Raw genomic sequence first — 12,540 nt, 5'->3', positions numbered from 1 at the left:
GGGGCTTAGTCGCGCAGCAGCTCCTGCATGAGTTCGCGCAGGATCGGCAGCGCCGGCGCCTCGGTGCGCCGGCGCAGGGTCACGAGGCCGAAACGCGCGACGCCGTTCAGCGCCGGCTTCATCTTCAGCTCGACCAGGTCGGGCGCCGCCGCGCGGATGGCCAGCAGCACGGCGTCGCTGCGGCGCACCACGTCGACCAGGCTCGGAACCTCCTCGCACTGCAGCGTGACGCAGAGCGCCGGATGCGCCTCGGGTCCGTAGGCCTCGACCAGGGTGCGCGCCACCTCGTCGCTCAGCGGCGTGGAGGCCACGGGATAGCGCTGGACCGCCTCGAAGCTCACGCCGCTGCGAAGCCGGGCGAGCGGATGGCCGCGGCGGCACATGAAGACGCCGCGCATCTCGTGCAGCGCGCTCACTTCCAGGTCGGCCGCGGGCTTCAGCGAGCGCGCATCGACCACCAGCGCATCGAGCGTGCGCGCGCGCAGCGCCTGCGCCAGCAGATCGGTGCCGCCGCGCGACACGACCACGCGCATCTTCGGATGACGGGTCGCCATGCGCATCAGGAATGGCGTCATCAGCATCGCGCCGGGGCCCGAGCCCATGCCGATGCGGATCACGCCGCCCTGCCCTTCGCGCATCTGGCGGCCGCTGTCGCGCAGCTCGTCGGCCTCGAACACCAGCTGGCGCGCGCGGTCCAGCACTTCGCGCCCGAAGGCGGTGAGCTCGTTGCGGCGTCCGACGCGGTCGAGGAGCGGCATACCCAGCTCGTCCTCGAGCGCGCGGATGCTGCGGCTCAGTGCCGGCTGCGTGAGGTGCAGCGCCTGGGCGGACTTGCTGAAGGAGCCGCTCTCGGCCAGCGAGATCAGGTGCCTGAGTTGGACCAGCGTCATCGTGACTGCCCATCGATTGAGTGTGATTCGAACTCATGCTAATGCAGACAACAATGCATTGGACGTTCGAACACACGACTCCTACGATTCGGCGCATCTCTACCGGAGCCCCGATGAAACCGTTCTCCCAGCGTTCGAAAGTTGTCTTCTCCGGCCTGCTGTTGGCCGCGGGCATGGCCGTGGCCCAGACCTACCCCGCGAAGCCGGTGAACCTGATGGTGCCGTACCCCGCCGGCGGCCCTTCCGACGCGACGGCGCGCATCTTCACCGTGCCGCTAGGCAGGGAACTGGGCCAGCAGGTGCTGGTGGAGAACCTCGGCGGCGTCAGCGGCGCGATGGCCGCGCAGAAGGTGCTGGCCGCGCCGGCCGACGGCTACTACATCTTCCAGGGCTCGCCCAACGAGGTGATCCTCTCGCCGCTGGCCAATGCGGCCGTGAAGCTCAAGGCGGAGGACTTCCGGCTCGTGCATCCGGTGGCCGACGCGGTGATGGTCTTCGTCGCGCGCAAGGACCTGCCGGCCAACAGCGTGGACGAGCTGATCGCGCTGGCGCGCAAGTCGCCCGACAAGCCGCTCTCCTACGGCAGCGTCGGCGTCGGTTCGCTCTACCACCTGATCCTGGAGAAGGTGCAGCAGGATGCCGGCATCAAGCTCATGCACGCGCCCTACAAGGGCAACGCGCCGCTCCTGCAGGACATCGGCGGCGGCCAGGTGGACTTCGCCGTGCTGGTCTACAGCGCCGCCATGGGCGCACTGGCCGAGCAGGGCCGGCTCAAGGTGATCGGGCAACTCGGCGCAGAACGCTCCGAGCTGCTGAAGAACGTGCCCACGGCGCGCGAGGGCAAGGAATTGCGGAACTTCGCCTACAAGACGTGGAGCGGCTTCATGGTGCCGAAGAACACGCCGGAAGAGGTGGTTCAGAAGCTGCACAAGGCCATCGGCGCGACGCTGAAGGACCCTGCCGTGCGCACGCAGCTCGCGGCCCAGACCCAGGTCGCCTCGCCGCCGATGTCGCTGGCGGAGTCCGCGAAGTTCTTCGAAGCCGAGACCGCGCGCTACCGGGACATCGCCAAGTCCATCCACCTGCAGCCGCAGTAAGCTGAAGACCATGAACAGCACGCTTCTCGCAGACCTGCATGCGCAGGCCGATGCCTTCATCGACATCCGGCGCGACATCCACCACCACCCCGAACTGGCCTTCGACGAGCACCGCACCTCGACGCTCGTCGCCGCCAAGCTGGAGAGTTGGGGCTACGCGGTCGAGCGCGGCCTGGGCGGCACCGGCGTGGTGGGCCGGCTGGTGCGCGGCAAGGGACAGCGCCGGCTCGGCCTGCGCGCCGACATGGACGCGCTGCCGATCGACGAAGCCACCGGCCTCGCCTACGCGAGCAGCCACGCCGGCGTGATGCACGCCTGCGGCCACGACGGCCACACGGCCATGCTGCTGGCCGCCGCGCACCATCTGGCCGAGCGCGGCCGCTTCGACGGCACGCTGAACCTGATCTTCCAGCCGGCCGAGGAAGGCGGCGGCGGCGCGCTGCGGATGATGGAGGACGGCCTGTTCGCCAAGTACCCATGCGACGCGATCTTCGCGATGCACAACATGCCGGGCATTCCGCAAGGCCGGCTGGCGCTGCGCGAAGGTCCGGCGATGGCTTCGTCGGACTACGCCACGGTCACGCTCGCCGGCATCGGCGGCCACGGCGCCATGCCGCACCGGGCCGCCGATCCCATCGTCGCCGCGGCCAGCATCGTGATGGCGCTGCAGACGGTGGTGTCGCGCAACATCGACCCGCTGCAGATGGCCGTGGTCACGGTGGGCGCGATCCATGCCGGCAAGGCCAACAACGTGATCCCGCAGGGCGCGGTGCTGGAGATCAGCGTGCGCGCGCTGGACCGCGAAGTGCGCACACGGCTCGAACAGCGCATCAAGGCCCTGATCGCGGCGCAGGCCGAGAGCTTCGGCGTCAAGGCGCAGATCGACTGGCGGCCCGGCTACGCGGTGCTGGTCAATACGCCGCAGGAGACGGCGTTTGCGCGCGAAGTGGCGCTCGAACTGCTCGGCCCGGAGCGCGTCACGCTGCAGGCGCCCGCGCTGCCCGGCAGCGAGGACTTCGCTTTCATGCTCGAGCGCGTGCCCGGCAGCTACCTGCTGATCGGCAACGGCGAGGGCGAGAGCCACGGCGCCTGCATGGTGCACAACCCCGGCTACGACTTCAACGACGACAACGTCGCCATCGGCTCCGCCTACTGGGTGCTGCTGGCCGAGCGCTTCCTGCGCGAAGCCGCCTGAGGCGCCTTCAGTCGTCGGCCGTGAACACGGTCAGCACGCCCGTGTAGCCGTAGAGGTGATGGCGCGCGATCTCGCCGGCGGCGAAGAAGCCGACCAGCGGCACGTCGCCGAGCGCATGGCGCACGATCTGCAGCTCGGCGCCGGGCGCGCCGAAATGCGGGCCGCCGCGGCCCGAGCAGCTCACGTACACGGCACCGGCGATGCGGCGCGCCGGATGGGGCGCGGCCTCGGCTTCGCCGGCCGCGACGGCGCGTGCGGTCGCAAGCGTCTGCTCCTGTGGTTCGAGTTCCTCGCGAACCTCGGCGCACACGCGCATCAGGTCGGCGCGCGCGGCCTGCGCATTGCGGCGGCAGAAGGTCATGCGCATGCCGGCTTCGGCGGTGTCGGCGATCGCGACGCCGCGACGCGTGGGGTCGAGGCCGATGATGTGGCGCACCAGCACATCGTTGCCGAGGTCGCCGGTGCGGCGGATGCTGTCGCTGCCGGCATCGACCAGGCCGACCAGCGTGGCGCGCACGGCATCGATCGCCTCCTGCGGCGCCTCCAGCGACACGCCGAGCTCGGCCAGCAGCACGTCGAGCGCCGGTTCGCCGTCGAGCTTGAGCAGCAGGTTGCCGTCGGCCTCGGTGATCACGCGCTCGCGCGACACCGGCTGGCAGCCCTGGGTGACCCTGGACACCACGCGCACGCCCTCGCCGAACACCACGCCCGAGAGGCCGCCCGAGAACACGCCGCCCGCAGCGCCGTGGCCGCGGATGTTGCCGTTGCCGCCGATGGCGAACTGCAGCGATCCGGCGCGGCCCGAGGAAAGGCCGCCGAACAGGTAGCCGGTGTCGGTGCGGCCCGCCATCTCGGCGATCAGCTCGGCGAGTTCGGGCGTGGCCGGGTCGGCATGCACCAGCGCGGTGTGCGCCGCGAAGCCGCTCATCTCGGTGCCGGCGAGCGGCGCCACGCCCGAGAACACGCGGTACTGGTCGCTCGGCAGCTGGCACAGCATCACGCTGAGTGCCGGTTCGTCGAAGTACTCGGCGTTGTTGGCCGAGACGCCGATACCCACGGTGCCCGACCAGTCGGTGATCTCGGGGAGTTCGGCGCCGAGGTGGTCGAGGATTTCCTGCGCATCCTCCGCGTAGTGGTCGGTGATGTAGAGCAGCCCCAGCGTGGGCGAACGTGCGTAGTCGGGCAACGCCATCTGCGCCCGCAATTGGGCCAGCACGAGCCCGGCCGCCATGCGCCATTGCGGATGGGTGGCGTGACCGGATGGAAACAGCTTCATGGACTCGGCTCTCTGGCGGGGTTGAGTGGGGGAATCAGCGTCCGCGCGCTCGCTTGCGCGCCGGCGCCGTGGATTTTCTGGCCGCGCCGGTCGCAGCCGGCGCCTTCTTCGTGGCGGACGCGGCCGTCTTGCGTGCCGGCTTCTTGCCCGATGCGGCGCCCACCGCCTTGTCGACCGCATTGGCGAGCGGCGTCGCCATGTCCGGCATTTTCAGCTGGGACGCGTCCTGCAAGGCCGAGCTGGCGATCTGCTGGAACTGCTGCGTGAGCGCGCCCCACCACTGCAGCGGATCGACCACGCCGCCCGCGGCGTCCGACGAGGCTGCGCCAGTGTCCGATGTCTTGCCGCGCCCGCTGCGCCGGACCGCAGCGACCGGCGCCTCGGCCTCGATGTCTTCGGGTTCGTCCTCGGGCTCGTCTTCAGGCTCCGGCGCAGGCGGCGGGGCCGGCGGCGCGGCAGCGGGCGCCGTGGCCTGGCGCGTGAAGGCGTTGGCCAGGTCCTCCATGCGCACGTTCATGCCGCGCAGCGTCGAGAGCGTCATCTTCTGCACCTCGAGCGCCTGAATGGTGGCCTTGAGCGCATGGCCGTTCTGCTCCAGCCAGTACTGCACGGTCTTGAGTTCCTGGATGCGCTTGTCGACCTCCTCGACGCTCAAGGTCGGCGCCACCCAGTTCGACAGGCTAGGCATGCCGGGCACCGTGCTCGCGCTTCCCCCCGCACCGCCCGCGAGGCTCTGCAGAAAGTCGAAGCCCGGGACGAACTGGCTGAAGGCGAAAGGCTTGCTCGCGTCGCTCATGGGGAGGTCTCCTGGAGGGTGGTTCTTGTCCGGGCAGCTTACTCCAAGGGGATGCGCTTTTGTCGCGCGGGCATGCGCCAAAACTCAGTGCTTGTGGTTGTGCGCCGGCGCCGCCGCGCCATCGGCCGGCGCACCCACCGGCAGCTTGAGCTCCATCGTGCTCGACTGGCCCTTGGCGTCCTCGAAGCGCAGGGTCACGGACACGCTGGTGCCCTTGGCCAGCGGCTGCTTCAGGTCCATCAGCATCAGGTGGTAGCCGCCGGGCTTGAGCTCGACGGTCTTGCCGGCCGGCAGATCGAGGCCCGACACGGCACGCATGCGCATCGTGTCGCCCTCCATCTTCATCTCGTGGACTTCCGCGACGCCGGCAGCGGGCGTCGAGACGCCGACCAGCCGCGCGCCGGCCGGCGCGGTGAGCTTCATGAAAGCGCCGGTCCCGCTCTGGCCGGGCACCGACTGGCGCACCCAGGCGTCGCGCACCTGGACGGAGGCGGGTGCTTGAGAGAAGGCGCCGGCGGCGCCGGCCAGCGCGGCGCAGAGCGCCAGGGTCTTGAGAAGGGTCTTCGAATGCTTCATGGATGAGGTCCTTGGCGGAGAGTGTGAGCTATAGGTCGAAACGGAGTTCAGCGCTGTAGGTACGTTGCGGGTAGGGGTGAAAGTTCCAGTACTGGTAGTTGTTGGCGTTGTCGATGCCGAAGGCGGCCGACGAGCGCTTGTCGATCTGATAGCGCACGCGCAGATCGACGGTGAAATATTTGCTGGCACCGAAGTAGGCGAAGGCGTTGACGTCGCTGTTGTCCAGGTTCGAGTATTGCCGCCCGCTGTAGCGCGCAGCCACCGTGAAGGCCCAGCGCGCATCGGGCTTGTAGGTGGCGTAGACCGTCGAGCGCCAGCGCGGCACGCGCGGCTGCCACTTGCCGACGCTAGCCGGCAAGGCGGCGTTGGCCGCGATCTTCGAATCGGCGTAGGTCAGGCTGCCTCCCAGGTCGAGGCCTCGCATGAAGACGTCCTGCCCGGTATAGGCGAGTTCGACGCCGGCGGTGCGCACCTTGTCGACGTTCTGCACGCGCGAGACCGTGGAGCCCGCGATGAGCTGGTTGTAGAGCGCGTCGCGTGTCGTCTCGTGGAACAGCGTGGCGCGCGCCAGGCCGTTGCCCAGATCCTTCTCGGCCGAGAGCTCGCCGGTCCACGACTTCTCCGGCTTGAGATTCGGGTCGTTGACGAAGGACAGCGCACCGCCCGAGGTCGCGCCGTAGAGCTCGCCGACGGTGGGAAAGCGCACCGCGCGACCCAGCGAAGCCTTGAGCACGGTATCCGCGCTCAGCTGATACGCCAATGCAGCCTTGGGCGAGACATCCGATTCGCTGCGCTTTGCATAGGACTGAAAACTGGTCGCCGCGGCGGTGAGGCCGTCCGTCGCCTTCCAATCCTCGTAGCGCAGGCCGAGCACAGCCTTCCAATTCGGAGCGAAGGACCAGGTGTCCTGCGCCCAGGCGCTTAAGGTTTCGGTGCGGCCGCCGACCTTGCTCACCGGCGAGAGCGGCGCGCCATCCTGCCAACTGCCCAGGACGTTCGTCTTCAGGATCCGCAACTTGTACGCATCGCGGCCGACGCCGAAGTCGACGATGTGCGCGCCGGCCATGCCCTGCGGCCGCCATGTGCCCTTGGCCGACAGCGTGTTCCAGCCGGTGCCGTCCTGGTCCTGCAGCGTGCCGGCGCCGCCGATGGCCGCGAACGGCAACGCCACCGTCGGCGCGCGCTGCTGGTCCTTGGCGTAGTCGTACAGGCTCGCGGCCACTTCCCAGTCGAACTCGCCTTTGGTATGGCTCTTGACCGAGAGGCCGTGCATGGAGTGCGTCTGGACGTCGTTGGTGAGCGGGAAGGCTGTCGGTGCGAGCGCGTAGGTGCGGCCGACGATGTTGACCGCGCCGCTGTACACCGGCTGGCCGGCCGCGTTGCGCAAGTAGCTGTCGGGCCGACCCTCGGCCCTGTTCTGCCACCAGCCCAGGGTGTAGGTGGCGCGAAGCGTGGGCGAGAAGTCGTAGGCCAGCTTGAGCTTCGCGTGGTCCTGCACGGTGTGGTACGCCGTGCCCGTGCCGAGGATGTACCACGGCGTGTTGGTGGTGTTCAGGCCGGGCACGAAGCCGGCCACCGGCGTGCCGCTGCGGCTCACGGCGCCGGAGGCCACGGTGGCAGTGGTGAAAGTCAGCGGCTGGCCGTGGCTGTCGCTGCGGTTCAGATCGATCCACCAGGACCAGTCGCCGCTCTTGCTGCCCAGCGAGGCGCTGGTCTGCCAGCTGTTGAAGGTCTGGCGGGTGTTGTACAGGTCGTTGGGCTGCGACGAATAGCCGGCCTTCACGTGCGCTTCGAGCTTGGTCGGCATGCGCGTCACGTAGTCGACCACTGCACCCGCCGAGTTGCCCGGGTAGGCGGCCGAGAACGGACCGTACATCACGTCCACGCGTTCGATCTCCTCGGGCGTGACCAGGCCCCAGCGCGGCGCGTAGTTGGTGCCGTTGGCGATGCCGTTGCCGAGGTAGTTCGACAGCAGGATGCCGTCGGCATACACCGCCGAGCGCGCGCTGTTGCCGGTGCCCGAGGCGCGCGTCGACAGGATGGCGTGGTTGTAGTCGCCGATGTAGCGCTTGCGCACCAGGAGACTCGGCAGGTACTTGACCGCGTCTTCGCTGTCGGTGGCGTTGATGCGGGTCTCGATCTCCTCGCGCGTCACGCCCTCGATGGTGGTGGGAATCTGCGTCGGCAGCGAGGTCGGCCGGCCGCCGGTGACGGTCACCACGCCGAGAGACTTGATGCGCTCGGACGCGTCATCGGCCGACGCGGCGGTCTGGGCCAGCACGGGCGCGGCCAGCCAGGGAAAGGCTGCACCCAGGGCGAGCGACAGCACGGTTTTCTTGTTCATGGAAAGCGCTCCTCGGCGCCCACGGCACCGATGCATTGCAAGGAAGTCCGGGCGCCGGTGCCCTGACTGGGGGCGCGCTGCGCTACGGATTCGAAGAACAGCTCAGAGCGCTGGAGGCCCGCGCGCGGGCAGCGGCGCGGCAGTGGCCGCGGCGATGCGCGCGGCCGGAATGGGCTGGACCGCATGGGCCAGCGGAAGCGGACTCGGCAGTGCGACCGCCGCCGTGGGCGGCGGCGCGCCGGTCAGCATGCACAGCGGGCAGTCCATGTGGCTCGTGCCCAGCTCCTGCGCGCCGTCGTCGGTCTGCACGACCACCTTGACGGCGCCGTCGCTGGAGCAGACCAGCTCCACCGCCTGCGGATTCACGATCGGCGAGGCGACCGCCACGCCCAGCGACAGCGCGAACCACAGCAGCACGAGGCGGCCGAGTTGGTGGGCGTGACGCAGGCAGGACATGAGGCGGCGATTATCGGCCAGTCCCGCGCTCAAGGGCCGGGCACCACCGCCGTCACGCGGAAGCCGCGCGCCGCCAGCAGCGCCGGCAGGCCCGTGGGGCCGACCATGTGCAGCGCGCCGACCGCGCCGAACACGCGCTGGCCCCGCGCATGCAGGCGCGCGATGCCGTCGGCCAGTCCGGGGTTGCGGTCGTCGAGCAGGCGCTTGAGCGCGCGCCGGTCGGCGGGCGTGCGCGCGCAGTCGCACCACTGCGTGTAGCGGTCGAGCCGGGGCCAGTCGTTGCGCGCCCAGGCCTGCGCCAGCTCGCCCGCCAACGCGCCGGTGCGGCCCGATTCGAGTTCGTCGAGGGCCTGGTCGATCTGCTCGCCCTCCTCCGCTTCGGAATCGCCACTGAGCATCTTCAACTGGTCCGCTGCGGTCTCGAGCGCGACGATGGGCTTGCCGCGGGCCCGCGCCAGGCCGGCGAGGAAGGCCTCGCTGCCGTAGTCGCCATGCAGCCCCTCGGAGCGCGCCGCGAGCATCGACAGCGTCGTGACCTGCAGGATCGGCCGCAGCCGGGCCAGCGCGCCCTGCGGCAGGCAAGCGGCGGCGGCTTGGCGGTCGAGGCGTCGCTGCCGTTCCGGCGTGAGCACGCGCGCGCTGGCGGCCGCGTCGGCCGGCGCAGTGAACACGGCCAGCGTCGCCGGATCGAGCAGGTCGAGTTCGAGCGCCAGCGTGTCGCTCTGCATCAGCGCGCGCAGAACCAGCGGCCCCGGCACCATCCACTCGGCCTTGCCCAGGTGCATGGTGCCGTAGAGCCAGGACGTGCGGCCGTCCTTCTCGATGCGCCACAGGAGGCCGCGGTCGACCGCCTGCTGCATCGCGCGCCGCATGGCCTCGGCCGACAGGTCGGGCATGGCGGCCGGCGGCGGGCAGAAGGGCTTGGTGCTGCCTTCGTCGGCCGCAAAAGCGGGTGCGGTGCCGACACACAGCAGCACGAAGCCCAGCGCACGCAGCCAGCGGTTCATTCCAGCGCCGCCGCGAAGTCGGCGACCAGATCGCTCTCGCGCTCCAGCCCGACCGACACGCGGATCAGCCCCTCCGCGATGCCCATCTCGGCCCGCCTGGCGGGGCCGGCCTCCCAGAAGATGGTCGGCGCCACCGGAATGATCAGCGTGCGCGTATCGCCCATGCCGGTGGCCTTGATCGGGATCTGCAGCCGGTTGATGACGCAGATGCAGGCCTCAGGATCCCGCAGCTCGAAGGACAGCAGCCAGGCGCCCGAAGCGAAATGCGCGCGCGCCAATGCATGCTGCGGATGCGACTCGAGCATCGGGTAGTGCACGCGCGCCACCGCCGGATGGCGCTCCAGGAAACGGGCCAGCGACAGGGCCGTGGCGCTGGTCTGCGCGACGCGCAGGGCCAGGGTTTCGGCGCCGACGGCGATGCGGTGGGCATGGTCGGAGCTCAGCGAGCCGCCCAGGTCCCGCAGGCCTTTCTTGCGCAATTGCGCCAGTCCCCACTGCTTCGCATCGCCCTGGCGATAGCCGGCAAAGATGTTGGGGAAGCCGCTCCAGTCGAACAGGCCGGTGTCGGTCACCGCACCGCCGAGCGCGTTGCCGTGGCCGGCGATGGTCTTGGTCAGCGAGTTGAGCGACAGGCTCGCGCCCACCGTCTTCGGCCGGAACAGGGCCGGCGAGGTGATGGTGTTGTCCACCACGTAGACGAGGCCGCGTTCGGCGCAGAGACGGCCGATGCCGGCCAGGTCGGGCACCTGCGTGCCGGGATTGGCGATGGTTTCGACGAACACCATGCGCGTCGCGGGCGTGAGCGCATCGGTCACGGCAGTTGCCGCCGACGCATCGACCAGGCTCACCTGAATGCCCAGCCCCTGCAGCGTGCCCAGCACGCTGTGGGTGTTGCCGAACAGATGGCGGCTCGCGACCAGGTGGTCGCCCGCGCGCAGCAGCGTCAGGAACACGGCCGAGACCGCGGCCATGCCGGTCGCGAAGCAGACGGTGCCCTGGCCCTCCTCGAGCGCCGTGAGCTTGGCCTCCAGCGCGGCGGTGGTCGGCGTGCCCTGGCGCGCATAGTTGAAGCGGTTCTTCAGCGTGCCCTGGAACACGCCGATCAGGTCCTCGGCGCGCTCGTAGCCGTACTGCACCGACGGGTGCACCGCCATGTGCACGCCGCCCTGCTCGACGCCGAAGTGGCGGTCGGCGTGCAGCAGCCGGGTGGTCGGATCGGGGGCGGGAGCGTCGGACGGCGAGGTCATCGGAGTTGTATCCATGGGTGTCAAAGCAAGGCAGCGCGGCTATGCTTGTTACATGCGCAGCATATTTCACCTTGCCTTCCATGTCCGCGATCTCGACGCGGCGCGTCGCTTCTACGGCGGCCTGCTCGGCTGTGCCGAAGGCCGCAGCACCGACACCTGGGTCGATTTCGACTTCTTCGGCCACCAGATCTCGCTGCATCTCGGCGAACCCTTCGCCACCTCGCGCACCGGTCGCGTCGGCGACGCGATGGTGCCGATGCCGCACTTCGGCATCGTGCTCGAGCTGCCCGCGTGGCGCGCGCTGGCCGAGCGCCTGCAGGCGGCCGGCGCCGACTTCGTGCTGAAACCGCAGGTCCGCTTCGAGGGCCAGCCGGGCGAGCAGTGGACGATGTTCTTCTGCGACCCTTTCGGCAACCCGATCGAGGCGAAAGGATTCCGTTCGCTGGACACCGTCTACGACACATGACCTGAACTCTCATCCGCTTCGCCATGGTTACTTCGCTGCGCATTGCCGGGCTTGTTGCCGCACTCGCCGCCCTCTTCCATCCTGCCGCGCACGCGGTGCAGGACTGCGAGCTCAACGGCCAGAGCGTGAATCCGGCCAACGGCAACACCACCGCGGGCAAGACCGGCCTCATGCGCTGCAAGGACCGCGACAGCGGCGAGCTGATGCGCGAGCAGCAGATCCAGAACGGCGTCTTCATGGGCCTGGTGCGCCACTACGGCAAGGGCAGGCTCGTGAAGGAGCACAGCGTCAACGCCAACGGCAACATGCAGGGCCGGGCGCGCGAGTTCTCGCCCACCGGCCAGGTGCTGCGCGAGGCCATGTACGAGAACGGGCACGAGACGGGCCTGACGCGCAGCTTCCACCCCGGCGGCCAGGTGCGCCGCCTCGCCTTCTATGCCGAGCCGGGCGAACGCGCCTCGGCCGAGTTCACCGAGCGCGGCCAGCTGTCGGCGCTGCGCTGCGGCGACAAGCCGATGCTGGCGCCAGCGGTCGACGACGTGCGGCTGTGCGGCTTCGTAAACGGGCCCTCGCAGGTGGAGCTGTTCGACAGCAAGGGCATCCTGCGTTCGCGCCTGGCCTATGCGGCCGGCAAGCGGGTGCGCAGCGAGGAGCTCTACGACAACGGCAAGCCTTCGGTGCAGGACGAGATCAACGGCAACCTGCGTACCGAACGGCGCTGGTCGTCCGAGGGGGTCAAGCGCCGCGAGGTGGTCTTCCTGCTGGTGGAACGCGGCGCGATCAGGCAGCGCGAGCAGGAGTTCTCGGAGAAGGGCACGCTGGTGCGCGACCAGCGCTGGAACGCGGCCGGCGAGCCGCAGAGCGACGAGAGCTACTACCTCAACGGGCAGCCGCGCAGCAAGGCCCGCTACGGCACGGCCGGCGATGCGCGCCAGGTGGAGATCACCGAATTCCACGACAACGGCCAGCGCGCCGCGCTCGGGCGCTTCCTGCTGGTCGATCGGGTCCGCCGCATCCCCGTCGGAACGCACCAGCGCTTCGGCGACAAGGCCACGCTGATGGCCGAATCGGTCTACGACGACAAGGGCCGCGTCACGCGCGAACGGACCTGGGATGCGGACGGCAAGCCGGAGCGCGACGACGAAGTATTCGAGGACGGCTCGCGCAAAGCCTACGCAAGGTAGGCGGAG

Annotated in this window: 12 protein-coding genes; 4 read left to right on the top strand and 8 right to left on the bottom strand. The window is 69.8% G+C overall.

All coding sequences use genetic code 11. The features are described 5' to 3' along the window. Positions 1 to 5 precede the first annotated feature (5 nt). Complete coding sequence (locus AC3A6B_RS08445) at positions 6 to 890, bottom strand: LysR family transcriptional regulator (protein WP_487836280.1); 885 nt, start codon at positions 888 to 890, stop codon at positions 6 to 8. Between the two features lie 113 nt (positions 891 to 1,003). On the opposite strand from AC3A6B_RS08445, the gene AC3A6B_RS08440 reads away from it, so the two are divergent. Both AC3A6B_RS08440 and AC3A6B_RS08435 read left to right on the top strand, forming a co-directional pair. Next, positions 1,004 to 1,987, top strand: a complete 984-nt coding sequence (locus AC3A6B_RS08440) for a tripartite tricarboxylate transporter substrate binding protein (protein ID WP_487836279.1) — start codon at positions 1,004 to 1,006, stop codon at positions 1,985 to 1,987. A gap of 10 nt (positions 1,988 to 1,997) precedes the next feature. Further along, positions 1,998 to 3,182 (top strand): M20 aminoacylase family protein, encoded by a 1,185-nt coding sequence (locus tag AC3A6B_RS08435; protein WP_487836278.1) that lies wholly within the window; start codon positions 1,998 to 2,000, stop codon positions 3,180 to 3,182. 7 nt (positions 3,183 to 3,189) lie between these two features. On the opposite strand, the gene AC3A6B_RS08430 is transcribed toward AC3A6B_RS08435, so the two are convergent. The 7 genes from AC3A6B_RS08430 to AC3A6B_RS08400 all read right to left on the bottom strand — a co-directional run bounded on the left by AC3A6B_RS08430 (position 3,190) and on the right by AC3A6B_RS08400 (position 10,884). Next, complete coding sequence (locus AC3A6B_RS08430; protein WP_487836277.1) at positions 3,190 to 4,458, bottom strand: FIST signal transduction protein; 1,269 nt, start codon at positions 4,456 to 4,458, stop codon at positions 3,190 to 3,192. A gap of 34 nt (positions 4,459 to 4,492) precedes the next feature. Next, on the bottom strand, positions 4,493 to 5,254 hold the full coding sequence (locus AC3A6B_RS08425; RefSeq protein ID WP_487836276.1) for a PhaM family polyhydroxyalkanoate granule multifunctional regulatory protein: 762 nt from the start codon (positions 5,252 to 5,254) through the stop codon (positions 4,493 to 4,495). A gap of 84 nt (positions 5,255 to 5,338) precedes the next feature. After that, positions 5,339 to 5,830 carry a copper chaperone PCu(A)C gene (locus tag AC3A6B_RS08420; protein ID WP_487836275.1) on the bottom strand — a complete coding sequence of 164 codons (492 nt, stop codon included), beginning with the start codon at positions 5,828 to 5,830 and terminating at the stop codon, positions 5,339 to 5,341. 28 nt (positions 5,831 to 5,858) lie between these two features. Further along, a complete protein-coding gene (locus AC3A6B_RS08415) occupies positions 5,859 to 8,174 on the bottom strand; it encodes a TonB-dependent receptor (RefSeq protein ID WP_487836274.1) in 2,316 nt (771 codons plus the stop codon). 102 nt (positions 8,175 to 8,276) lie between these two features. Further along, positions 8,277 to 8,630 (bottom strand): DUF2946 family protein, encoded by a 354-nt coding sequence (locus AC3A6B_RS08410; RefSeq protein WP_487836273.1) that lies wholly within the window; start codon positions 8,628 to 8,630, stop codon positions 8,277 to 8,279. 29 nt (positions 8,631 to 8,659) lie between these two features. Further along, positions 8,660 to 9,637 (bottom strand): TraB/GumN family protein, encoded by a 978-nt coding sequence (locus tag AC3A6B_RS08405; RefSeq protein WP_487836272.1) that lies wholly within the window; start codon positions 9,635 to 9,637, stop codon positions 8,660 to 8,662. Then, positions 9,634 to 10,884, bottom strand: a complete 1,251-nt coding sequence (locus AC3A6B_RS08400) for a cystathionine gamma-synthase family protein (protein WP_487836271.1) — start codon at positions 10,882 to 10,884, stop codon at positions 9,634 to 9,636. The genes AC3A6B_RS08405 and AC3A6B_RS08400 overlap by 4 nt, the downstream gene beginning before the upstream one ends. Positions 10,885 to 10,936: 52 nt before the next feature. On the opposite strand from AC3A6B_RS08400, the gene AC3A6B_RS08395 reads away from it, so the two are divergent. Together AC3A6B_RS08395 and AC3A6B_RS08390 are read left to right on the top strand one after the other, a co-directional pair. Continuing rightward, on the top strand, positions 10,937 to 11,350 hold the full coding sequence (locus tag AC3A6B_RS08395; RefSeq protein ID WP_487836270.1) for a VOC family protein: 414 nt from the start codon (positions 10,937 to 10,939) through the stop codon (positions 11,348 to 11,350). A gap of 23 nt (positions 11,351 to 11,373) precedes the next feature. After that, positions 11,374 to 12,534 carry a toxin-antitoxin system YwqK family antitoxin gene (locus AC3A6B_RS08390; RefSeq protein WP_487836269.1) on the top strand — a complete coding sequence of 387 codons (1,161 nt, stop codon included), beginning with the start codon at positions 11,374 to 11,376 and terminating at the stop codon, positions 12,532 to 12,534. The last annotated feature ends 6 nt before the right edge of the window (positions 12,535 to 12,540 follow it).

It is taken from the genome of Variovorax sp. Soil_C_33, from assembly GCF_057656935.1.
This window is presented reverse-complemented; position numbering and strand designations above follow the sequence as displayed.